Source organism: Streptomyces sp. BRA346 (assembly GCF_052851135.1).
On record NZ_JAIWIH010000038.1, the window covers coordinates 114,006 to 137,284 of the forward strand.

The 23,279-nt window shown below is 71.0% G+C and carries 16 protein-coding genes; all 16 read left to right on the forward strand.

Annotation, left to right across the window (positions count from 1 at the left end):
• The first annotated feature begins 116 nt into the window (after positions 1–116).
• Positions 117–2,750: a valine--tRNA ligase gene (locus LCH29_RS34775; RefSeq protein ID WP_446465670.1), complete on the forward strand. Its 2,634-nt coding sequence runs from the start codon at positions 117–119 to the stop codon at positions 2,748–2,750.
• A gap of 180 nt (positions 2,751–2,930) precedes the next feature.
• Positions 2,931–4,394 (forward strand): peptidoglycan D,D-transpeptidase FtsI family protein, encoded by a 1,464-nt coding sequence (locus LCH29_RS34780; protein ID WP_446465671.1) that lies wholly within the window; start codon positions 2,931–2,933, stop codon positions 4,392–4,394.
• A gap of 79 nt (positions 4,395–4,473) precedes the next feature.
• Positions 4,474–5,994: a bifunctional tetrahydrofolate synthase/dihydrofolate synthase gene (gene folC, locus LCH29_RS34785; RefSeq protein ID WP_446465672.1), complete on the forward strand. Its 1,521-nt coding sequence runs from the start codon at positions 4,474–4,476 to the stop codon at positions 5,992–5,994.
• A gap of 1 nt (position 5,995) precedes the next feature.
• Positions 5,996–6,349, forward strand: coding sequence for a DUF4233 domain-containing protein (locus LCH29_RS34790; RefSeq protein ID WP_009717936.1), 354 nt, complete (start codon positions 5,996–5,998; stop codon positions 6,347–6,349).
• 89 nt (positions 6,350–6,438) lie between these two features.
• The gene (gene ndk / locus LCH29_RS34795) at positions 6,439–6,852 is read left to right on the forward strand and encodes a nucleoside-diphosphate kinase (RefSeq protein WP_123104827.1); all 414 of its coding nucleotides are present in this window, start codon (positions 6,439–6,441) and stop codon (positions 6,850–6,852) included.
• Between the two features lie 318 nt (positions 6,853–7,170).
• Positions 7,171–8,190, forward strand: a complete 1,020-nt coding sequence (locus LCH29_RS34800; RefSeq protein ID WP_039941926.1) for a rod shape-determining protein — start codon at positions 7,171–7,173, stop codon at positions 8,188–8,190.
• 152 nt (positions 8,191–8,342) lie between these two features.
• The gene (gene mreC / locus LCH29_RS34805) at positions 8,343–9,284 is read left to right on the forward strand and encodes a rod shape-determining protein MreC (RefSeq protein WP_446465673.1); all 942 of its coding nucleotides are present in this window, start codon (positions 8,343–8,345) and stop codon (positions 9,282–9,284) included.
• Between the two features lie 6 nt (positions 9,285–9,290).
• Positions 9,291–10,013 (forward strand): rod shape-determining protein MreD, encoded by a 723-nt coding sequence (gene mreD, locus LCH29_RS34810; RefSeq protein ID WP_446465751.1) that lies wholly within the window; start codon positions 9,291–9,293, stop codon positions 10,011–10,013.
• A gap of 82 nt (positions 10,014–10,095) precedes the next feature.
• Complete coding sequence (gene mrdA, locus LCH29_RS34815; RefSeq protein WP_446465674.1) at positions 10,096–12,243, forward strand: penicillin-binding protein 2; 2,148 nt, start codon at positions 10,096–10,098, stop codon at positions 12,241–12,243.
• Between the two features lie 65 nt (positions 12,244–12,308).
• The gene (rodA, locus tag LCH29_RS34820) at positions 12,309–13,442 is read left to right on the forward strand and encodes a rod shape-determining protein RodA (RefSeq protein ID WP_446465752.1); all 1,134 of its coding nucleotides are present in this window, start codon (positions 12,309–12,311) and stop codon (positions 13,440–13,442) included.
• A 51-nt stretch (positions 13,443–13,493) separates the two neighbouring features.
• Complete coding sequence (locus LCH29_RS34825; RefSeq protein ID WP_446465675.1) at positions 13,494–15,095, forward strand: CYTH and CHAD domain-containing protein; 1,602 nt, start codon at positions 13,494–13,496, stop codon at positions 15,093–15,095.
• 76 nt (positions 15,096–15,171) lie between these two features.
• Positions 15,172–17,097: a TIGR03960 family B12-binding radical SAM protein gene (locus tag LCH29_RS34830; protein ID WP_446465676.1), complete on the forward strand. Its 1,926-nt coding sequence runs from the start codon at positions 15,172–15,174 to the stop codon at positions 17,095–17,097.
• A 139-nt stretch (positions 17,098–17,236) separates the two neighbouring features.
• Positions 17,237–18,016: a TIGR03936 family radical SAM-associated protein gene (locus tag LCH29_RS34835; protein ID WP_446465677.1), complete on the forward strand. Its 780-nt coding sequence runs from the start codon at positions 17,237–17,239 to the stop codon at positions 18,014–18,016.
• Between the two features lie 223 nt (positions 18,017–18,239).
• The gene (locus LCH29_RS34840; RefSeq protein ID WP_446465678.1) at positions 18,240–22,328 is read left to right on the forward strand and encodes an Rne/Rng family ribonuclease; all 4,089 of its coding nucleotides are present in this window, start codon (positions 18,240–18,242) and stop codon (positions 22,326–22,328) included.
• A gap of 251 nt (positions 22,329–22,579) precedes the next feature.
• A complete protein-coding gene (rplU, locus tag LCH29_RS34845; RefSeq protein WP_009717947.1) occupies positions 22,580–22,900 on the forward strand; it encodes a 50S ribosomal protein L21 in 321 nt (106 codons plus the stop codon).
• 14 nt (positions 22,901–22,914) lie between these two features.
• The gene (gene rpmA / locus LCH29_RS34850) at positions 22,915–23,172 is read left to right on the forward strand and encodes a 50S ribosomal protein L27 (RefSeq protein ID WP_009717948.1); all 258 of its coding nucleotides are present in this window, start codon (positions 22,915–22,917) and stop codon (positions 23,170–23,172) included.
• Positions 23,173–23,279: the final 107 nt, after the last annotated feature.

Below are 23,279 nucleotides of genomic sequence, written 5' to 3' on the forward strand. Positions count from 1 at the left end.
CTCTCCTAGATGCGGCATGACAGGTCCCGAACATCCTTCCCGACGCGTACCGGCGGCGTTGCGGCGGGGCCGCAACGGGTTCGTAACGGAGTCCGGCGGCCCTTTAGACTGCGGGGGTGACCGAGAACTCTCAGCAGCGCCCCGACAGCGGGCCGAACAGCCACCCTGAACTGCCGACCCAGTACGCGCCGGCCGACGTAGAGGGGCAGCTGTACGAGCGCTGGGTAGAGCGCGGTTACTTCGAGGCGGACGCCAAGAGCGGCAAGGATCCGTACACCGTCGTTATTCCGCCGCCCAACGTGACCGGATCGCTCCACCTGGGCCACGCCTTCGAGCACACGCTCATCGACGCGCTCACCCGCCGGAAGCGGATGCAGGGCTTCGAGACGCTGTGGCAGCCGGGCATGGACCACGCCGGTATCGCCACCCAGAACGTGGTCGAGCGCGAGCTGGCCAAGGAGGGCCTCTCCCGCCACGACCTGGGTCGCGAGGCGTTCGTCGAGCGCGTGTGGCAGTGGAAGAACGAGTCCGGCGGGCAGATTTCGGGCCAGATGCGGCGGCTGGGCGACGGCGTCGCGTGGAACCGCGAGCGGTTCACCATGGACGACGGGCTGTCCAAGGCCGTCCAGACCATCTTCAAGAAGCTCTACGACGATGAGCTGATCTACCGCGCCGAGCGCATCATCAACTGGTGCCCCCGCTGCCTCACGGCCATCTCCGACATCGAGGTGGAGTACCAGGACGACGACGGCGAGCTGGTGTCCATCCGGTACGGCGAGGGAGACACCGCGATCGTCGTCGCCACCACCCGGGCCGAGACGATGCTCGGCGACACCGCGGTCGCCGTCCACCCCGACGACGACCGCTACCGGCACATGGTCGGCACCGAGATCGAGCTGCCGCTCACCGGCCGCCGCATCCCCGTCGTCGCCGACGAGCACGTCGACCCGGAGTTCGGCACCGGCGCGGTCAAGGTCACCCCGGCCCACGACCCGAACGACTTCGAGATCGGGCAGCGCCACGGCCTGCCGAACCTCAGCGTCATGGACGAGCACGCGGTGATCACCGCGCACGGTCCCTTCCAGGGCCTGGACCGGCTGGAGGCGCGCAGCGCCATCGTCGGCGCCCTGCGCGCCGAGGGCCGGATCGTCGCCGAGAAGCGCCCGTACACCCACTCCGTGGGCCACTGCTCGCGCTGCAAGACCACGATCGAGCCGCGGCTGTCCATGCAGTGGTGGGTCAAGGTCGGCCCGCTGGCCAAGGAGGCGGGCGACGCCGTCCGCGACGGCCGGGTGAAGATCCACCCGGAGGACATGTCGAAGCGCTACTTCGACTGGGTCGACAACCTGCACGACTGGTGCATCTCGCGCCAGCTGTGGTGGGGGCACCGGATCCCGGTCTGGTACGGGCCGGACGGCGAGGTCGTCTGCGTCGGACCGGACGAGGAGCCGCCGAGCGGCGAAGGCTGGACGCAGGACAGTGACGTCCTGGACACCTGGTTCTCCTCCGGCCTGTGGCCGTTCTCCACGCTCGGCTGGCCCGAGCGGACCGACAGCCTGGCGAAGTTCTATCCGAACTCGGTCCTGGTCACCGGCTACGACATCCTTTTCTTCTGGGTCGCCCGGATGATGATGTTCGGCCTGTACGCGATGGACGGCACCCCGCCGTTCCACACCATCGCCCTGCACGGAATGGTCCGCGACCAGTTCGGCAAGAAGATGTCCAAGTCCTTCGGGAACGCGGTCAATCCGCTGGACTGGATGGACGCCTACGGCTCCGACGCCGTCCGCTTCACCCTCGCCCGCGGCGCCAACCCCGGCGTGGACGTGCCGATCGGCGAGGACTGGGTCCAGGCGTCCCGTAACTTCGCCAACAAGATCTGGAACGCGACCCGCTTCGCGCTGATGAACGGCGCGACGGTCGAGGGCGAACTGCCCGCCCCCGAGCGGCTGTCGGCCACCGACCGCTGGATCCTGTCGCGGCTGAACGAGGTCGTCGCGGACGTCGACGCGTTCTACGACGACTACCAGTTCGCGAAGCTCTCGGACACGCTCTTCCACTTCGCGTGGGACGAGGTCTTCGACTGGTACGTCGAGCTGTCCAAGACCACCTTCCAGAAGGGCGGCGCGGAGGCCGACGTCTCGCGGCGCGTCCTCGGCGAGGTCCTCGACGTCACGCTGCGGCTGCTGCACCCGGTGGTCCCGTTCGTCACCGAGAAGCTGTGGACGGCGCTCACCGGTCAGGAGTCGGTCGTCATCGCCGACTGGCCGAAGGACAGCGGCTTCCGCGACGAGGCCGCCGAGCGGGAGATCGAGAACCTTCAGCAGGTGGTCACCGAGGTCCGCCGGTTCCGCGCCGACCAGGGCCTCCAGCCTGGCCAGAAGGTCCCGGCCCGGCTCGAGCTGTCCGGTACCTCGCTCGCCGCGCACGAGGACGCGATGCGCTCCCTGCTGCGCCTCCAGCCCGCCGGGGAGGGCTTCACCGCCACCGCCTCGCTGCCGGTGGCGGGCGCGACCGTGGCCCTGGACCTGTCCGGCGTGATCGACGTGGAGGCCGAGCGCAAGCGGCTGGTCAAGGACCTCGCCGCGGCGGAGAAGGAGAAGGCGCAGACGACGGCCAAGCTGTCCAACGAAGGGTTCCTGGCCAAGGCGCCCGACCACGTGGTGGAGAAGATCCGCGTCCGGCAGACGACGGCCGAGGCCGACATCGCCAGGATCACCGCGCAGTTGGCGTCCCTGCCCCAGGGCTGACCCCCGACCGGTGCCCGAGCGCCCCCGTCCTCCGCGGCGGGGGCGCTCCGTGCTTCAGGGCCGGTGTGCGATGTCCCACAGTGGCCCGGGGGAAGCCCATCCACGGGCTCAGCCGGGAACCCGTAGCCGTCTTCCGGGAGTTATCCACCCGTACGTCCCGGAAGGAGCTCCCCCCCTCCCATGAACAAACCGCTGCGGCGCGCCTCGGTCTTCTCCCTGCTGCTCGTGCTGGTCCTGCTCGCCTGGGTCACCTATGTCCAGGTGGTGGAGGGCGGCGGCTTCCGGGACAACTCCCACAACGAACGCACGGCCATCAGCCAGTACGCGAACCCGCTGGGCAACATCATGGCCGGGGGCAAGCCCATCACCGGCTCCTCCGCCACCACCGGCGATCTGAAGTTCAAGCGGACCTATAAGGACGGGAAGGTCTACGCGCCGGTCACCGGCTATGCCTCGCAGTCGTACGGCAGCAACCAGCTGGAGGCCCTCGACCGGTCCGTGCTCGACGGCTCCGACACCCGGCTGAAGAACCCCCTCCAGGCGCTCACCCGGGAGCCGTCCAAGCCGGGCGACGTGATGACCACGATCGACCCGGCCGTGCAGGAGGCCGCGTACAAGGGGCTGGGGAACAACACCGGCGCGGCCGTGGCGCTCGACCCGGAGACCGGCAAGGTGCTCGCCCTGGCCAGCACGCCGTCGTACGACCCGAGTGCCTTCGCCGGGTCCGGCACCTCCGACCAGAAGAACTGGCTGAAGCTGTCGAAGGACAAGGATCAGCCGATGCTGAACCGGGCGCTGCGCCAGACGTATCCGCCGGGGTCGGCGTTCAAGCTGGTGGTCGCGGCGGCCGCCCTGGAGGACGGGCTGTACTCGTCGGTGGACGAGCCGACCAAGAGCCCGGACCCGTACCGGCTGCCGGGCACGGTCACCGACATGAAGAACGAGAACGCGTCGGCGCCCTGCAAGAACGCGACGATCCGCACGGCCCTCCAGTACTCGTGCAATACGGTCTTCGCGAAGATGGCCGTGGACCTGGGCGAGTCCAAGCTGGGCGCCGAGGCCAAGAAGCTGGGCTTCGACGCCTCGGAGCTGGACATCCCGGTGCGCGCGGCGAAGAGCGTGTACCCGAGCGGCATGGACCGCTCGCAGACGGCGCTGACCGGCATGGGCCAGTTCGACGTGACCGCGACCCCCCTCCAGATGGCGATGGTCTCCTCGGCGATCGCGAACGACGGCAAGCTGATGAAGCCGTACGAGGTGGACCGCACGACGGACGGGAACGCCAGCGCGCTCGACCGCACCCACCCGGAGACCATCACCCGGGCGATGTCGGGGTCCACGGCGAAGGAGCTGCGGTCGGCGATGCAGACGGTGGTGCAGAAGGGCACGGGCACCAACGCGAAGATCCCCGGGGTCGAGGTCGGCGGCAAGACCGGTACCGCGCAGCACGGCGAGAACAACAGCGGTAATCCGTTCGCGTGGTTCGTGAGTTACGCGGATGACGGCAGCGGCCACAAGATCGCGGTCGCGGTGGTGGTCGAGGACAGCGACGCCCCGCGCGCGGACATCTCCGGCGGTGGCCTGGCCGGGCCGATCGCCAAGTCGATGATGTCGGCCGCCGTGGGCGGCGGGGCGGCCTCCTGAGGGGCCGTCCCGAGGGACCGTTCCGGGAGCGCGTGGGCGCTTCCTCGGCCTGTCAGGGGTCACTCGTAGACTGGTCCGTGTGAGCGAGCGCCCCCAGAACGAACCGGACGAACAGAACGAATCGGATGAATTCGACGAGATCGTCGGTGCCGAGACCGACCGCGACCCCGATCTGGCGGTGATCGAGGCCGGCAGCCGCACGCTGCGTGCGCAGTCCGGCCCGCCGGAGGGCGACGGCATCCCGGCCCGTCCCGCCGACCCCGAGGTGGACCGCGCGCTGCGCGAGGTGGAGGCGGAGCTGGCCACGCGGTGGGAGGAGACCAAGCTCGACCCCTCGCTGGTGCGCATCGAAGGGCTGCTGGACATCCTCGGCTCGCCGCACCGGGCCTACCCCTCGATCCACATCACCGGGACGAACGGCAAGACCAGCACCGCCCGCATGATCGAGGCGCTGCTGGGCTCCTTCGAGCTGCGCACCGGTCGCTACACCAGCCCGCACGTGCAGTCCGTCACCGAGCGGATCAGCCTGGACGGGGCGCCGATCTCCGCCGAGCGCTTCATCGAGACCTACCAGGACATCGCGCCGTACATCGAGATGGTCGACGCCCGGCAGGAGTACCGGCTGTCGTTCTTCGAGGTGCTCACCGGCATGGCGTACGCGGCCTTCGCGGACGCGCCGGTGGACATCGCGGTCGTCGAGGTCGGCATGGGGGGCTCCTGGGACGCCACCAATGTGATCGACTCGGACGTCGCGGTGATCATGCCGATCTCCCTCGACCACACCGACCGGCTCGGCACCACTCCGGAGGAGATCGCGGCCGAGAAGTCCGGGATAGTGAAGCAGGACGCCACGGTGGTGCTCGCGCAGCAGCCCGTGGAGGCCGCTTCCGTGGTGCTCAAGCGCGCCGTCGAGGTGGATGCCACGGTGGCCCGCGAGGGCATGGAGTTCGGGGTGGTCTCCCGCGAGGTGGCGGTCGGCGGCCAGCTGCTGACGCTGCGCGGCCTCGGCGGCGAGTACCCCGAGATCTTCCTCCCGCTGCACGGCGCCCACCAGGCGCACAACGCGGCGGTGGCGCTGGCCGCCGTCGAGGCGTTCTTCGGCGTCGGCTCCCAGCACGCCCGGCCGCTGGACCTGGACACCATCCGCTCCGCCTTCGCCTCGGTCAGCTCGCCGGGCCGGATGGAGGTGGTGCGCCGCAGCCCGACCGTGGTGCTGGACGCGGCGCACAACCCCGGGGGCGCCCGGGCGGCGGCCGAGGCGGTCACCGAGGCGTTCGACTTCAGTCGGCTCATCGGCGTGGTCGGGGCGAGTGACGGCAAGGACGTTCGTGGGCTCTTGGAAGCATTTGAGCCGATTTTCGCCGAAATCGTGGTGACCCGTAATTCCAGCCATCGTGCGATGGACGCGGATGAGTTGGCCGGGCTCGCGGTCGAGGTGTTCGGTTCCGAGCGGGTGCAGGTCGAGCCCCGGTTGGACGACGCCCTGGAGGCCGCGATCACCCTCGCGGAGGAAGAGGGCGAATACGCTGGGGCGGGGGTGCTGGTCACCGGGTCGGTCATCACGGTCGGCGAGGCCCGGCTGCTTCTGGGAAAGGGCTGAAATGCGGACGCTGTGCGCCTCCACTCTGATCGGCGAGTTCTTCGTGATCGGCTTCGCCGGGCTGGTCGCGATGAAGGTGTCCGGCCTGTCGATGGGGACCGTGTGGACGGTCTGCGGTATCGCCATGGCACTGTGTGTGCTGCTGTGCGGGATGCTGAGCCGTCCCGGCGCGGTGCAGATCGGCTGGGCCCTCCAGATCGGGCTGGTGCTGAGCGGCTTCGTCGTGACCACCATGTTCTTCCTCGGCGTGGTCTTCGCCGCGCTCTGGTGGGCCTCGGTCCACTTCGGCCGCAAGGTCGACCAGGCGAAGGAGCGGTTCGCCGCGGCCTCCGCCGCCTCGCCTGACGCTGCGTGACGTGGCCGACGATCACCCATGTAGCCTCAGCCGCACAGCTTCACCCGCATGCCACTTCCTTCTCTGTCACTGCCAAAGGAGCCCGCACCGTGAGCCAGCGCACGCTCGTCCTTCTCAAGCCCGACGCCGTACGACGCGGACTGGTGGGCGAGATTCTCGGCCGGATCGAGCAGAAGGCGGACTGGACGATTTCCGCCCTGGAGCTGCGCCGGCTGGGCCGTGAGCTGCTGGAGCAGCACTACGCCGAGCACGTCGGCAAGCCGTTCTACGAGCCCCTGGTGGAGTTCATGTCCTCCGGGCCGGTCGTGGCGCTGGTCGTCGAGGGCGAGCGCGTGATCGAGGGCGTCCGGGCGCTGGCCGGTCCGACCGACCCGATCGCCGCGGCGCCCGGTTCCATCCGTGGCGATTTCGGCACCATCGTTCGGGAAAATCTGATCCATGCCTCGGACTCCGAAGAGTCGGCGGAGCGGGAAATCAAGATTTTCTTTCCCGGTCTCGCCTGATCCCACCTGATCTCGGCTTGATCTCACTCTGATCGATCATCAGGTGGTCACACCCCTGCTGACCTGGGGGCGGTCGAATTTCTCGGCCGCCCCTTGGCATATGCGAGCCGATCGGGGGAACGCATCTCCGCGACACGACGTCACCATTAGAGGGGGCGGGCTCGTGTTCTGCTGACAATGGCGGAGGACCCCCGCAGCGTGTTCGCGCGGGCGTGACTACGATGAAGCTTCCGCGCTCGCAGCGCACCACATCCTGCCGACCTCAAGCAAGCAATCGCTCCAGCAGGGAAGGCCTGACGTATCCTCATGGGGAACAACATGTCGTTCATCGGCCGTGACATGGCTGTCGACCTCGGGACCGCCAACACGCTGGTGTACGTCAGGGGCCGCGGGATCGTCCTCAACGAGCCATCCGTCGTCGCCATCAACACCAACACCGGCGGAATTCTCGCCGTGGGCGCCGAGGCAAAGAAGATGATCGGCCGCACCCCTGGCAACATCGTCGCCGTGCGTCCGCTCAAGGACGGCGTTATCGCCGACTTCGAGATCACCGAGCGGATGCTGCGGTACTTCATTCTGAAGATCCATAAGCGCCGCTATCTGGCCCGGCCCCGGGTGGTCGTGTGCGTTCCGTCCGGAATCACCGGAGTCGAGCGCCGCGCCGTCATCGAGGCGTCCACTCAGGCGGGCGCCCGCCAGGTGCACATCATCGAAGAACCGATGGCCGCGGCCATCGGTTCCGGTCTCCCGGTCCACGAGGCCACCGGCAACATGGTGGTGGACATCGGCGGCGGCACCACCGAGGTCGCCGTCATCTCGCTCGGCGGCATCGTCACCGCCCAGTCCATCCGGGTGGCCGGCGACGAGCTGGACAACGCGATCATCCAGCACATCAAGAAGGAGTACAGCCTCCTCCTTGGCGAGCGCACCGCCGAGAACATCAAGATCACGATCGGCTCCGCGTTCGAGAGCGAGGAAGAGGAGCACACCGAGATCCGCGGCCGTGACCTGGTCAGCGGGCTCCCCAAGACCGTCGTGATCTCCGCCGCCGAGGTCCGCAAGGCCATGGAGGAGCCGGTCAACTCCATCGTCGACGCGGTCAAGACCACGCTCGACAAGTGCCCGCCGGAGCTGTCCGGTGACGTCATGGACCGCGGCATCGTGCTCACCGGCGGCGGCGCGCTGCTCCGCGGCCTCGACGAGCGGCTGCGCCGCGAGACTGGCATGCCCATCCACATCGCCGAGGATCCGCTGGATTCGGTCGCCCTCGGCTCCGGCAAGTGCGTGGAGGAATTCGAGGCGCTCCAGCAGGTGCTGGACGCCCAGCCGCGCAGATGACAACCAGGCGGATCGGCCGTGCGGGCGGTGTGTCGCCCGTACGGCGCATCGGCGGATCCGCTGATATACAGGCATAAGGCTCCTTAAGGACCGGACGGCCACAACGAGATCGGGACCGGTCCGACTTCGACGAGGAAGGCACGTCGCCGCACGTGAGGGACACACGAGAGAGCCGGCTGCTCCTGGTGCTGCTGATCGCCATCGCGTTCGCACTGATCACGGTGGACATCCGCGGCGGCGAGGACTCGCCCCTCGACGGCGCCCGTCAGGCCGCCGCTTCCGCCTTCGGCCCGGTGGAGGACGGCGTCGCGAGCGCCGTCGATCCGGTCGGCAACGCCGTCGCCGCCGTCCGGGACTCCGATGCGCGGCACAACCGGATCAGTCAACTGGAGCAGGAGAACACCAGACTCAGGCAGCGGCTCGGCAGCGACGACCGCAACCGCGCCCGTTCCGTCGAACTCGACAAGCTGCGCCGGGTCGCGGGCACCGGCCAGTACGGCATCAAGGGCGCCGAAGTCATCGGCATCGGCGCCTCCCAGGGCTTCTCCTGGACCGTCACCCTCGACGTCGGCAGCGACGACGGCATCCAGCGCGACCAGACCGTCATCAACGGCGACGGACTCGTCGGCCGGGTCACCACGGTCGGTCCCTCCACCTCCACCGTGCTGCTCGCCATCGACCCCGACTTCACCGTCGGCACCCGGATGGAGAAGTCCAGCGAGCTGGGCTTCGCCACCGGCCGCGGCGACCGCTCCCTGCACGTCCAGCTCCTCAACGGCAAGGCCAAGATCAAGAAGGGCGACCGGCTCGTCACCTTCGGCTCCCAGGCCGACAGGCCGTTCGTGCCCGGCGTCCCGGTCGGCAAGGTGGTCCGCGTCGACCCCACCGGCGGCGACCTCACCCGCACCCTCCAGGTGCGCCCCTACGTCCGCTTCAGCAGGCTGGACATCGTCGGCGTGGTCGTCCAGCCGCCGCGCTCCAACCCGCGCGACACCGTGTTGCCGCCCAAGCCCGCGAAGCCCAAGCCCGCGCCCACGGTCACCGTCACGGCCACCCCCTCCGCCACCGCCACGAACCCGGCCGACAGGAGCTGACCGATGCTGCGCCTCAACCGTGTCCTCCTGTCCACCGTCCTCGTCGTCGTCGCCCTCGTCGTCCAGATCTGCGTCCTCGCCCGGCTGCAACTCCCCGGCGCCGTTCCCGACCTGCTGCTGCTCGTCGTCCTCGGCCTCGCGCTGGTCTACGGCCACACCGGCGGCGCCCTGGTCGGCTTCGGCGCCGGGCTGCTCGCCGACCTCGCCCCGCCCGCCGACCACGCCGCCGGGCGCTACGCCCTGGTGCTGTGCGTGGTCGGCTATCTGGCGGGGCTCGCCAAGCCCGAGAGCGGCCAGCTCCGGTCGGCCGCCGGGCCGATGGCGGTGGTCGTCGCGGCGGCCATCGGCGCCACGCTGCTGTACGCGGGGGTCGGCATCCTCGTCGGCGACGACGCGGCCCGCCATGTGGGCCTGGGCCAGCTGCTGTTCACGGCCGCCCTCTACGACCTGCTGCTGGCGCCCTTCACGGTGCCGCTGATCATGGGGTTGGCCAGACGCGGGGAGAACGACCGGATGGCCGACAGCACCGGCGGCACCGGCACCGAGGGCGGCACCCGCTGGATCACCTCCGCGGGCAGCATCCGGGCCGGCCGGATGAGCCGGTTCCGTCGCCCCGGCCGGGCCGCCCGGTTCGGCGGCCAGGGCGGCGGCCTGCTGACGAAGGCGACGAAGCGGACCGGCCGCATCAAGGACGGCCGCGTCAAGCTCAAGGGGGTCAAGCGCCTGTGAGCACCGTCCTCCCGCCGACCCCCGCCGCCCTCCGGTCGCCCACAGCCCTCCCGTCTCCCGCCTCCACCCTCAACGGAGCGCCATGAGCAATATCCCGGAGACCGGACGGACTCCCCGGGTCACCGTCCGCCTCGTCGCCATCCAGATCCTCGTCTTCTCGCTCCTGCTCACCCTCGGCGGACGTCTCTGGTACCTACAGATCCGCAACGGCGACGAATACACCGAGAAGGCCGCCAACAACCACGTCCAGCAGGTCGTCCACCCGGCCGTGCGCGGCTCGATACTGGACGCCCGCGGGGTGCCCCTCGCCGACAACGAGACCCGGCTCGTGGTCTCCGCCAGCCGCACCGCGCTGATGAAGGAGCCCGACGACGGCGAGGCCGTCCTCACCCGGCTCGCGGGCGTCCTCCGCATGAAGCCCAAGGACGTCAAGGACAAGGTCCGGCTGTGCGACGCCGAGACCCCGCAGCCCTGCTGGAACGGCTCCCCGTACCAGCCCATCCCGATCACGGACGAGGCCAGCGCCAAGCAGGCGCTCCAGATCCGCGAGCGCGAAGAGGACTTCCCCGGGATCAGCGCCGAGCCCACCGCCGTGCGCCGCTACGCAGCCCCGGCCGGTTCCAACGCCGCCCAGGTGCTCGGCTACCTCTCGCCGGTCACCGACGAGCAGATCAAGAAGGCCGAGCACACCAAGTCGCCGCTGCTCCGCTCCGACCAGGTCGGCTCCAACGGGCTGGAGAGCGAGTACGACAGCAAGCTGCGCGGCAAGGCGGGGGTGACCCGCTACGAGGTCGACAACCTCGGCCGCGTCATCGGCCAGCGGGAGAGCCAGCAGGCCCGGCCCGGTGACAACGTCGTCACCAGCCTCGACGCACGCGTCCAGGCGGTCGCGGAGAAAGAACTGGACCAGGCGATGAAGGACGCCCGCAAGCAGTACGACCGGAACACCGGCACGAAGTACAAGGCGGACTCCGGCTCGGTGGTCGTCATGGAGGCCAAGACCGGCCGGGTGGTGGCGATGGCGTCCAACCCGGCCTACGACCCCAACGCCTGGGTCGGCGGCATCTCCGGCAAGGACTACAAGAAGCTCACCGGCAAGGACAGCAACTACCCGCTGCTGAACCGGGCGATCCAGGGCCAGGCGGCCCCCGGCTCGATCTTCAAGGTGATCCCGACGACCGCGGCGGTCAACGCCGGGTACGACTTCGACGGGCCCTACGCCTGCACCAGCTCGTTCAACATCGGTGGCCAGGTCTTCAAGAACTTCGAGTCCGAGAACCACGGCGGGATCAGCCTCGGCCGCGCGCTGGAAGTCTCCTGCGACACCGTCTTCTACCGGCTCGCCTACGAGCAGTGGAAGAAGGACGGCGGCAACAAGCCCAAGAAGAACGCGGCGGACTGGTTCTACAAGACCGCCCATCAGTTCGGCCTCGGCAAGGAGACCGGCGTCGACCTCCCCAACGAGGTCAGCGGCCGGGTCCCGGACCGCCAGTGGAAGAAGGACTTCTGGAAGGCCAACAAGGACGCCTGGTGCAAGAACGGCAAGAAGGACGGGAACTACACCCAGCGGCTGTCCTACGAGAACTGCCTCGAGGGCATGAAGATGCGCGCCGGTGACTCCGTCAACTACTCGATCGGCCAGGGCGACACCCTCGTCACCCCGATCCAGATGGCCACGATCTACGCGGCGATCAGCAACGGCGGCACGCTCTACGACCCGACCGTCGGCAAGGCGATCGTCAGCCCGGACGGCAAGCACATCCAGGAGATCAAGCCCAAGTCCCACGGCAAGCTGCCGATGAAGGGCGACACCCACGACCGGATCGACCAGGCGCTCGCGGGCGTCGCCACCCGGGGCACCGCCGCCTGGCGGTTCCAGGGCTGGCCGCAGGACAAGATCCCGATGCACGCCAAGACCGGTACCGCGGAGGTCTACGGCAAGCAGACCACCTCGTGGTTCGCGACGTACACCAAGGACTACTCGGTCGTCATGACGATCTCGCAGGGCGGCACCGGCTCCGGCGCCTCGGGTCCGGCCGTGCGCAAGATCTACAACGCGCTGTACGGGGTCGACGGCAAGGGCAAGATCGATAAGAAGAAGGCGCTGCTGCCCACGCCGCAGGCCGACCTCCCCAAGATCTCCTCCGACGGTTCGATCGAGGCCCAGCCGGTGGGCAAGCCGTTCGCCCTGCTCGGCGACACCCGGCGGCGGGGAGGTGCGCAGCAGTGAGCGCGTCCACCCACGGCTACTCCGTCCCCCGCTTCACCCCCGAGCGCGGCACCTGGCGCAAGCTCATGGCGCGGGACTCGCTGCTGCGCCGCCTGGACTGGGTGCTGCTGCTCACCTGCCTCGCGCTGTCCGCGATCGGCACGGTGCTGGTGTACTCGGCGACCCGCAACCGCACCGAGCTGAACCAGGGCGATCCGTACTACTTCCTGGTCCGGCACGCCCTGAACACCGGCATCGGGCTGCTGCTCGCGATCGGCACGGTCTGGCTCGGCCACCGCACCCTGCGCGGCGCGGTGCCGGTGCTGTACGGGCTGTCCGTCATCCTCGTCCTCGCCGTCCTCACCCCGCTGGGCTCGACCATCAACGGCGCGCACGCGTGGATCGTGATCGGTGCCGGGTTCTCCCTCCAGCCCGGCGAGTTCGCCAAGATCACGATCATCCTGGGCATGGCGATGCTGCTGGCCGCGCGCGTCGACGCGGGCGACCGGCTCAGTCCCGACCACCGCACGGTCGTCCAGGCGCTCGGCCTGGCCGCGCTGCCCATCGCGATCGTGATGCTGATGCCGGACCTCGGTTCGGTGATGGTCATGGCGGTGATCGTGCTCGCGGTGCTCCTCTCCTCCGGCGCGTCCAACCGCTGGATCGCCGGGCTGATCACCACCGCGGTGCTCGGCGCGCTGCTGATCTGGCAGCTGCACGTCCTCGACCAGTACCAGATCGACCGCTTCGCCGCCTTCGCCAACCCCGCCCTGGACCCGGCGGGCGTCGGCTACAACACCAATCAGGCGCGCATCGCGATCGGCTCGGGCGGTCTCACCGGCAAGGGGCTGTTCCACGGCACCCAGACCACCGGCCAGTTCGTGCCCGAGCAGCAGACGGACTTCGTCTTCACGGTCGCGGGGGAGGAGCTGGGCTTCCTCGGCGCGGGCCTGATCATCGTGCTGCTGGGCGTCGTCCTGTGGCGCGCCTGCCGGATCGCCCGGGGCACCACCGAGCTGTACGGGACGGTCGTCGCGGCCGGGATCATCGCCTGGTTCGCGTTCCAGTCGTTCGAGAACATCGGGATGACGCTGGGCATCATGCCGGTGGCCGGTCTGCCGCTGCCGTTCGTCTCGTACGGCGGCTCGTCGATGTTCGCCGTATGGATCGGGATCGGGCTGCTCCAGTCCATCAAGGTGCAACGACCCGTATCGGCCTGATCCGCGCCGAGGGGCCTCCCGTCGAGGGCGCCGGGCGACTACATTCAGGCCATGGTGGACATGATGCGGGAGATCGAACGCAAGTACGAGACCACCGATGGTGACGCCGGGACCGGCGGCCTGCCCGAGCTGGCCGGGGTCGCCGGAATCGCGCAGGTGAGGGACCGGGGCGTCGTGACGCTCGACGCCACGTACTACGACACCCCCGGGCAGCGGCTCGCCGCCGACGGCATCACGCTGCGCCGCCGCACCGGGGGCGACGACGCCGGCTGGCACCTCAAGCTGCCGGTGGGCCCGGACGTACGGGACGAGATCCGCGCCCCGCTCTCGGACACGCTGCCCGCCCACCTCGCGGGCCTCGTACGCTCCCGCATCCGCGGCACCGGCCTCGTACCCCTCGTCCACCTGCTGTCGGAGCGGAACGTCCGGCACCTCGTGGACGGCGACGGCACGCTGCTCGCCGAGCTGTCCGCCGACACCGTCACCGCGCGCCGACTGGCCCCGGCCCCCAGCGACCCGGTGAGCTGGACCGAGGTCGAAGTGGAGCTGGCCGAGGGCGGCGACCCCGCGCTGCTCGACACCCTGGAACCGCATCTGACGGACGCCGGGCTGCGCCGTGCCGACCTCCCCTCCAAGCTCGCCCGCGCCCTGGCCGAAACCGGCCCGCGCGAGGGCGGACAGAAGAAGGCCGGCCGGAAGCCCGGAAAGAAGCCCGGCAAGAAGAAGGCCGGAGAGAAGGCCGCAGGGAAGAAGAAGGCCACGGCCACCGCCGGTGACATCGTCCTGGACTATGTACGCCGCCAGATCACCGCGATCGTCACCCTCGACCCCGCCGTGCGCCTGGACACCTACGACTCCGTGCACCGCATGCGGGTCGCCACCCGCCGACTGCGCAGCGCCTTCCGCTCGTACCGCAAGGTCCTGGACCGCACCGTCACCGACCCCATCGGCGCCGAGTTGAAGTGGCTGGCCGCCGAGCTGGGCATCGACCGGGACCGCGAAGTGCTCACCGCGCGCATCGGCGAACGGCTCGCCGAGGTGCCGGTCGAACTGCGGCTCGGCCCCGTCGCCGCCCGGCTGGAGATCTGGTCGCACGCCCGTCGCACCGGTTCGCGCGACCGGCTGATCGGGGTCCTCGACGGCGAGCGCTATCTCGCGCTGCTCGACACCCTCGACGCGTTCCTGGCCGACCCGCCGCTGCGCGAGGCCGCCGCCCGCCCGGCCGCCGAGGTGATCCGCAAGGCCGTGCTGCGCGACTACGAACGGCTCGCGGACCGCCTGGAACCGGTCCTGGACGCCCCCTCGGGGCCCGAGCGCGACGTCGTCCTGCACGAGGCCCGCAAGGACGCCAAGCGCGCCCGCTACGCCGCCGAGGTCGCCCGCCCGGCGCTCGGCGCGCCCGCGAAGGCGTTCGCGGGGCTGATGACCGAGGTGCAGGAGCTGCTCGGCGACCACCAGGACAGCGTGGTCGCGCGGGAGGCGCTGCGCGAGCTGGCCGTCCAGGCACACACGGCGGGGGAGTCCACCTTCACCGTCGGCCTGCTCTACGGCCGCGAGGAGGCCCTCGCGGCCGCCCGCGAGCGCGAACTGCCCGGTCTGTGGGCCGAGGTCTCCCGCCGGGAGCACCGGGCGGCGCTGGAGAGCCGGCCGTAGGGCTGGCCGTGGCGATCCGGCCCGGACGGGACCGGTACGCTTGAGGGTCACCCCTGTCCGCGCACGAAGGTTACTGATGTCTGTCGAGTCGGTCTTCCCACAGCTTGAGGCCCTGCTCCCCCATGTGCAGAAGCCGATCCAGTACGTGGGCGGCGAGCTGAACTCCACGGTCAAGGAGTGGGACTCCTGCGATGTCCGCTGGGCGCTCATGTACCCGGACGCCTATGAGGTCGGGCTGCCCAACCAGGGCGTCATGATCCTCTACGAGGTGCTCAACGAGCGCGAGGGCGTGCTCGCCGAGCGGACGTACAGCGTCTGGCCGGACCTCGAAGAGCTGATGCGCGAGCACCAGGTGCCGCAGTTCACCGTGGACGCGCACCGCCCGGTGTCCGCCTTCGACGTCTTCGGCGTCTCCTTCTCGACCGAGCTGGGCTACACCAACCTGCTCACCGCGCTCGACCTCGCCGGTATCCCGCTGGACGCCGCCGATCGCACCGTGGACCACCCGGTCGTGGTCGCGGGCGGCCACGCCGCGTTCAACCCGGAGCCCATCGCGGACTTCATCGACTGCGCGGTGATCGGCGACGGCGAGCAGGCCGTCCTGGAGATGACCGAGATCATCCGCGCCTGGAAGGCCGAGGACCGCCCGGGCGGCCGCGACGAGCTGCTCTTCCGCCTCGCCCGCACCGGCAGCATCTACGTGCCGAAGTTCTACGACGTGGAGTACCTGGCCGACGGCCGCATCTCCCGCGTCGTGCCGAACCGCTCGGGCGTGCCGTGGCGCGTTTCCAAGCACACGGTCATGGACCTCGACGAGTGGCCGTACCCGAAGCAGCCGCTCGTACCGCTCGCCGAGACCGTGCACGAGCGCATGTCGGTGGAGATCTTCCGCGGCTGCACCCGCGGCTGCCGCTTCTGCCAGGCGGGCATGATCACCCGCCCGGTGCGCGAGCGCTCCATCACGGGCATCGGCGAGATGGTCGACAAGGGCCTCAAGAACACCGGTTTCGAGGAGGTCGGCCTGCTGTCGCTCTCCTCCGCCGACCACTCCGAGATCGGCGACATCGCCAAGGGCCTCGCCGACCGGTACGAGGAAGACAAGATCGGCCTGTCCCTCCCGTCGACCCGGGTGGACGCCTTCAACATCGACCTGGCCAACGAGCTGACCCGCAACGGCCGCCGCTCGGGCCTCACCTTCGCCCCCGAGGGCGGCTCCGAGCGCATCCGCAAGGTCATCAACAAGATGGTCTCGGAAGAGGACCTCATCCGTACGGTGTCGACCGCGTACGGCAACGGCTGGCGGCAGGTGAAGCTGTACTTCATGTGCGGTCTTCCGACCGAGACCGACGAGGACGTGCTCCAGATCGCCGAGATGGCGACCAAGGTGATCGCCAAGGGCCGTGAGGTGTCCGGCAAGAACGACATCCGCTGCACCGTCTCGATCGGCGGATTCGTCCCCAAGCCGCACACCCCGTTCCAGTGGGCGCCGCAGCTGAGCGCCGAGGACACGGACGCCCGGCTGGAGAAGCTGCGCGAGCGGATCCGCGGCGACAAGAAGTACGGCCGCTCGATCGGCTTCCGCTACCACGACGGCAAGCCCGGCATCGTCGAGGGCCTGCTGTCGCGCGGCGACCGCCGGGTGGGCGCGGTCATCCGCGCCGTCTACGAGGACGGCGGCCGCTTCGACGGCTGGCGCGAGCACTTCTCCTACGACCGCTGGATGGAGTGCGCCGAGCGCACCCTGCCCGACGTCGGTCTTGACGTCGACTGGTACACCACCCGCGAGCGCACCTACGAGGAGGTCCTCCCCTGGGACCACCTCGACTCCGGTCTCGACAAGGACTGGCTGTGGGAGGACTGGCAGGACTCGCTCGACGAGACCGAGGTCGAGGACTGCCGCTGGACCCCCTGCTTCGACTGCGGCGTCTGCCCGCAGATGGACACGTCCATCCAGATCGGTCCCACCGGCCGCAAGCTGCTGCCGCTCTCGGTCGTGAAGTAGCCCTCGGGCAACCGGCCGGTCACAAAGTACGCTGGAAGGCGCACGGGCCCCTCAGGCCCGTGCGCCGACAAGCGAAGAAGCACAAGGAGACAGTCCCCTGGGCAAGCGACAGCCCGAAGGCCCGCCGCCCGCACCCGCGGTGCAGCGCATCCGTTTGCGTTACACCAAGCGCGGCCGCCTCCGGTTCACCAGCCACCGCGACTTCCAGCGCGCCTTCGAGCGGGCGCTGCGCCGCGCCGAGGTGCCCATGGCGTACTCGGCGGGCTTCACCCCGCACCCCAAGGTGTCGTACGCCAATGCCGCACCCACCGGCACCGGCAGTGAGGCCGAGTACCTGGAGATCCAGCTCACCGAGGCGCGGGACCCCGAGACGCTGCGGGCGCTGCTCGACGAGTCGCTGCCCGCCGGGCTCGACATCACCGACGCCGTCGAGGCCCGCACCTCCGGGCTCGCCGACCGGCTCCAGGCGTCCGTATGGGAGATCCGGCTCGACCGGGTCGCCCCTGCGGAGGCCGAACGGGCCGTGGCGGCCTTCCTGGAGGCCGAGACCGTCGAGGTCGAGCGCCGGACGAAAAACGGCATGCGCACCTTCGACGCCCGCGCCGCGGTGGCACGTCTGGAAGCGTCCGCAGGTCGGGGCGATAGGCCTGGCGAGGGTGGCTGTGCGATACTGCGGCTGGTAGTACGGCATCTGACACCTGCCGTGCGACCCGACGACGTCCTGTCCGGTCTCCGCGCTACGGCCGACCTGGCGCCGCCGGTCCCCGCAGCGGTGACCAGGCTGGCGCAGGGGCTGCTCGATGAGGAGTCCGGCACGGTGACCGACCCGCTCGCGCCCGATCGCGAGGCAGTTCAGGCCGCCCCACCCACGGCCGCCGAGCTGACCGCCGCGATGGCGGCGCCGGAAGGTTCCGCGTAAGGACCGCCGTCGATGCGCCGCCCAGGCACTTGGGAGCCACCCGGGTCCGGCAGGCGCACTGACCAGGAGACTTTCGCCGGTCCCGGCCCTGAAAACCGGCCCGGCGAGCGATACGACAGCTCCCGTGCGGCGCCCGCGCCCCGGACGGCGGAACCCGCGCAGCGCGCGGGGCCCGGCCGGAAGCAGGCGCGGCGCCCGGGAGCGTGACGGGAGAACCGCCCGCATGCTCGAGCCCATTGAGCCGACCGAACCTATCCAGTCCCAGGCACAAGCCGCGCCGCGCGCCGCTGCCGCCGGGGATTCCACCTCACCCAGCGACACCCTGCCGCCGCGCCGCCGCCGTGCGGCCTCCCGCCCTGCCGGTCCGCCGGTGGGCGCCGCGAGCGGCGCCGAGGTGACCACGCCCGCCGTCCCGGCCATACCGGCCGAGTCGATCGCCGCCGGTGCCGCCGTGGCCGCCGCCGAGGCGTCCGCCGCCTCCGAGGTCTCCGACGGTGACACCGCTTCCGCCGCTCCGCCCGCCCGTGCGCGCCGCCGGGCCACGCGCAGGACCGCCGCACCGGCGGGTGCGCCGGAGGCCGCGGAGACCGTGGTTCCGGCGGAGGCCGTCCAGGGCACCGCCGCCGAGCCGTCCGAGCCCGCCGAGGCTCCGACTGCCGCGCCGGAGCCCGCCGCCGAGCCCGCTCCGCCCGCCCGTGCGCGCCGCCGGGCCACCCGCAAGGCGACCGCCCCGGCCGGAGCGCCGCAGGCCGCCGAGACGGTGGTGACGGCGGAGGAGCCCGCCGCCGCGGAACCGACCGGGGCCGCGGCCGCCGAGACCGAGGCCGCCGCCGAGCCCGCCCCGCCGGCCCGTACGCGCCGCCGGGCCACGCGCAAGACCGCCGCTCCGGAGGGCGCCCCGCAGACGGAGCCCGCCGACGTGGACGCGTCGTCTACGGCGGCCGCTGGTGGCAGTGGCGACGAGGACACCGCCCCAGCCGCAGTCGCAGCCGACGCCCCGGCCGACGAGGCGCCCCGTGCCCGTACGCGCCGCCGGGCCGCCCGTAAGGCGACCGCCCCGGCCGGTGCGCCGGAGGCCGCCGCCGACGAGCCGAGCGCCGAGGAGACCGCCCCCGCGGAGCACGCGGCCGTCGAGGCCGAGGCCTCCGCGGAGGCCCCAGCCGAGGCCGCTCCGGCGCCGCGTACCCGCCGCCGTGCGACCCGTAAGGCGGCCGCCGCCGAGGCCGAGGCCGCGGCAGAGCCCGCCGCCGAGCCCGCGACCCCCGAAGCCCCCGCGGCGGAGGAGGAGGGCGCCGAGGAGGCGCCGCGCGCCCGGACCCGCCGCCGCGCCACGCGCAAGACGGCCGCCGCCGAGGAGCAGCCCGAGCCGCAGGCCGGGACCGCGGAGGCCGCCGAGCCCGAGGGCGAGCAGGAGCCCGCGCCGCGTGGCGGCCGCCGCCGGGCGGTGCGCCCGCCGACGGCGGTCTTCCAGGCGCCGGTCTTCACCGAGCCGGTCTTCCAGACCCCGGAGAGCGCCGCCGCCGAGGCCGCCGCCGCCCTGGAAGAGGCCGACGAGACCGAAGAGGTCGAAGAGCAGGAGAAGCCGGTGGCGGCCCCCGCCGCGGGCAGCCGCCGCCGTCGGCGCCGCCGGGGCGAGCCCGCCGAGGAGCAGCGCCCGGCGGAGGCCGAGGAGCCGGCCGCTGCCGCCGAGGACGCCGAACAGGACGGCCGCCAGGCCGACCGCGAGCAGGGCGACGAGGAGTCGGGTGACCGCCCGGCCCGCCGCCGTCGCCGTGGCGGCCGTCGCCGCCGCCGGGGCGAGGCCGCCGACGCCGAGGGCGAGGGCCGCTCCGAGGGCGAGGACGGCGCGGCGTACGAGGACGAGGCGCCGTCCGAGGGCGAGACCGGCGAGGAGCCGGGCGCCGCCGAGGAGGAGACCGCCGAGGCCGGTGAGTCCGGCGGTGGCAGCTCCAGCAGCAGCCGTCGCCGCCGCCGTCGCCGCCGTCGCAGCGGGGACGCCGCCGAGGGTGAGTCGGGCGGTGACGACCCGGAGCGCACGGTCGTCAAGGTCCGCGAGCCCCGGAAGAAGGAAGAGACGAGCTCCGACGAGGTCCAGTCGATCAAGGGGTCGACGCGCCTGGAGGCGAAGAAGCAGCGCCGCCGAGAGGGCCGCGAGCAGGGTCGCCGCCGGGTGCCGATCATCACCGAGGCCGAGTTCCTGGCCCGCCGCGAGGCGGTCGAGCGGGTGATGGTCGTCCGGCAGAACGGCGAGCGCACCCAGATCGGCGTGCTGGAGGACAACGTCCTCGTCGAGCACTTCGTCAACAAGGAGCAGGCCACCAGCTACGTCGGCAACGTCTACCTGGGCAAGGTCCAGAACGTGCTGCCGTCGATGGAGGCCGCCTTCGTCGACATCGGCAAGGGCCGCAACGCCGTGCTGTACGCGGGCGAGGTCAACTTCGAGGCGCTGGGGCTGTCCAACGGGCCGCGCCGCATCGAGACCGCCCTGAAGTCCGGGCAGTCCGTGCTCGTCCAGGTCACCAAGGACCCGATCGGCCACAAGGGCGCCCGGCTGACCAGCCAGGTCTCCCTGCCCGGCCGCTACCTGGTGTACGTCCCCGAGGGCTCCATGACGGGCATCAGCCGCAAGCTGCCCGACACCGAGCGCGCCCGGCTGAAGCAGATCCTCAAGAAGATCGTCCCCGAGGACGCCGGCGTGATCGTCCGCACCGCCGCGGAGGGCGCGAGCGAGGACGAGCTGGCCCGCGACGTCCAGCGGCTCCAGGCGCAGTGGGAAGAGATCAAGAAGAAGGCGAAGAGCGGCAACGCGCCGACGCTGCTCTACGGCGAGCCGGACATGACCGTCCGGGTCGTCCGCGACATCTTCAACGAGGACTTCTCCAAGGTCATCGTGAGCGGCGAGGACGCCTGGCAGACCATCCACGGCTATGTCTCGCACGTCGCGCCCGACCTCGTCGACCGGCTCCAGAAGTGGAACTCGGACGTCGACGTCTTCGCCACGTACCGGATCGACGAGCAGCTGATGAAGGCGCTGGACCGCAAGGTCTGGCTGCCCAGCGGCGGCTCCCTGGTGATCGACCGGACCGAGGCGATGGTCGTGGTCGACGTCAACACCGGCAAGTTCACCGGCCAGGGCGGCAACCTGGAGGAGACGGTCACCAGGAACAACCTGGAGGCGGCCGAGGAGATCGTGCGCCAGCTGCGGCTGCGCGACCTCGGCGGCATCATCGTGATCGACTTCATCGACATGGTGCTGGAGTCCAACCGCGATCTGGTGCTGCGGCGGCTGCTGGAGTGCCTGGGCCGGGACCGTACGAAGCACCAGGTGGCGGAGGTCACCTCGCTCGGCCTGGTGCAGATGACCCGTAAGCGGGTCGGCCAGGGCCTGCTGGAGTCGTTCTCCGAGTCCTGCGTCCACTGCAACGGCCGCGGCGTGATCGTCCACATGGACCAGCCGACGGTGGCCGGCGGCGGTGGTGGCGGCAAGCGCAAGAAGAAGAAGTCCGGCGGCCAGCAGGCGCCCGCGCCGGAGGAGGCCGCCGTGGCCGAGGCCGAGACGGTCGTCGAGGCCGCCGAGGAGATCGCGGCGGAGGTCGCGGCGCCGAAGGCCCTGCCGGAGCCGGTCTTCGCGGCCGACGAGGAGCTGTACAGCAGCGCCGCCGAGGCCGAGGCCGCCGCGAGCCGTGGGCGTACGCGCCGCCGGGCGACCCGCAAGGTGTCCGCCCCGGCGGGCGCCCCGAAGAGCGCCGAGCAGCCGGAGGCCGTGGTGGTCAGGGCGGACGAGCCGAAGCCGGAGGCGCCCGCCGAGGCGCCCGAGGCCGCCGCTTCCGCCCCGGAGCCGGAGGCGGCCGCCGAGCCGGAGGCCGCTCCCGCGCCGCGTGCGCGCCGCCGGGCGACCCGTAAGGTGTCCGCCCCGGCGGGCTCGCCCACGGGCTCCGACGCCGCCGCCGTGGTGGTCGTCGGCGCCGCGGCCGGGGAGCCGAAGCCGGAGGCTGCCGGGTCGGCGGCGTCCGCCGACGGTGAGGTCGTGGCCGAGGACACGGCCGACGGCGAGGCCGCGGCCGACGGCGAGGCCAAGGCACCGGCGAAGAAGACGGCCCGCAAGACGGCCGCCAAGAAGGCGCCGGCGAAGAAGACGGCCGCCAAGAAGACCGCCGCGAAGAAGACCGCGTCGAAGACGACCGCGGCCAAGAAGACGACCGCGAAGAAGACGACGGCGAAGAAGACGACCGCCAAGAAGACGGCGTCGAAGAAGACCGCGGCGGCGGAGCAGCAGACGCCGCAGTCGGTCTCGGCCGCCGCCGACGACTGAGCGGGACGGAACGGCGACGGAGGGCACCTGCGCACGTGCGTAGGTGCCCTCCGGGCTCTGGTAACCTTGACCCTCGGCGTCTTGACGCCAAACCCCTGAGCACATCCCTCCCGTCCGTGGGAGAGGCCGCTCGGCCGATGCTGAATCGCATGGTGCATCGCATCGCATCACTCGGTTGTCATGACCTTCGTGGGGTCATGTGGAGCGGCTGGCATCAGAGGTCCGTTTACTAGCGAGAGAGTGAGAACCGCGTGTACGCAATTGTGCGCACCGGCGGCCGCCAGCAGAAGGTGGCCGTGGGCGATGTCATCGAGGTCGACCGCATCGGAACCAGCAAGGTCGGCGACACCGTCGAGCTCTCGACTCTGCTCGTCGTCGACGGCGATGCCGTCACCAGCGACCCGTGGGTGCTGGCCGGTGTGAAGGTTCACGCCGAGGTCGTCGACCACCACAAGGGTGCCAAGATCGACATCCTGAAGTACAAGAACAAGACCGGTTACCGTAAGCGGATCGGCCACCGCCAGCTGCACACCGCGCTGAAGATCACCGGCATCGACTCGGCTGCGAAGTAAGGGACTGAGGAGACATGGCACACAAGAAGGGCGCATCGTCCACTCGGAACGGTCGCGACTCCAACGCCCAGCGGCTCGGGGTCAAGCGCTTCGGCGGCCAGGCCGTCAACGCGGGTGAGATCCTGGTCCGCCAGCGCGGCACGCACTTCCACCCGGGCACGGGCGTCGGCCGCGGCGGCGACGACACGCTGTTCGCGCTGGCCGCCGGTGCGGTGCAGTTCGGCACCCACCGTGGCCGCAAGGTCGTGAACATCGTTCCGGTCGCCGAGTAATCTCGGCCCCGGCACGACGCCACACACCTTTCCGAGGGCGGACCGCTCTTTCCCGTGACGGGGAAGCGGGTCCGCCCTCGGCGCGTTACGCAGGTTACGCACGTAAC

What these genes read in the sequence shown, in the direction of transcription:
- LCH29_RS34780 (WP_446465671.1), top strand. Translation starts at nt 2,931, where the DNA reads ATGAACAAACCGCTGCGGCGCGCCTCGGTCTTCTCCCTGCTGCTCGTG.
- LCH29_RS34790 (WP_009717936.1), top strand. Translation starts at nt 5,996, where the DNA reads ATGCGGACGCTGTGCGCCTCCACTCTGATCGGCGAGTTCTTCGTGATC.
- LCH29_RS34800 (WP_039941926.1), top strand. Translation starts at nt 7,171, where the DNA reads ATGTCGTTCATCGGCCGTGACATGGCTGTCGACCTCGGGACCGCCAAC.
- mrdA (WP_446465674.1), top strand. Translation starts at nt 10,096, where the DNA reads ATGAGCAATATCCCGGAGACCGGACGGACTCCCCGGGTCACCGTCCGC.
- rodA (WP_446465752.1), top strand. Translation starts at nt 12,309, where the DNA reads ATGGCGCGGGACTCGCTGCTGCGCCGCCTGGACTGGGTGCTGCTGCTC.
- LCH29_RS34825 (WP_446465675.1), top strand. Translation starts at nt 13,494, where the DNA reads ATGGTGGACATGATGCGGGAGATCGAACGCAAGTACGAGACCACCGAT.
- LCH29_RS34830 (WP_446465676.1), top strand. Translation starts at nt 15,172, where the DNA reads ATGTCTGTCGAGTCGGTCTTCCCACAGCTTGAGGCCCTGCTCCCCCAT.
- LCH29_RS34840 (WP_446465678.1), top strand. Translation starts at nt 18,240, where the DNA reads ATGCTCGAGCCCATTGAGCCGACCGAACCTATCCAGTCCCAGGCACAA.
- rpmA (WP_009717948.1), top strand. Translation starts at nt 22,915, where the DNA reads ATGGCACACAAGAAGGGCGCATCGTCCACTCGGAACGGTCGCGACTCC.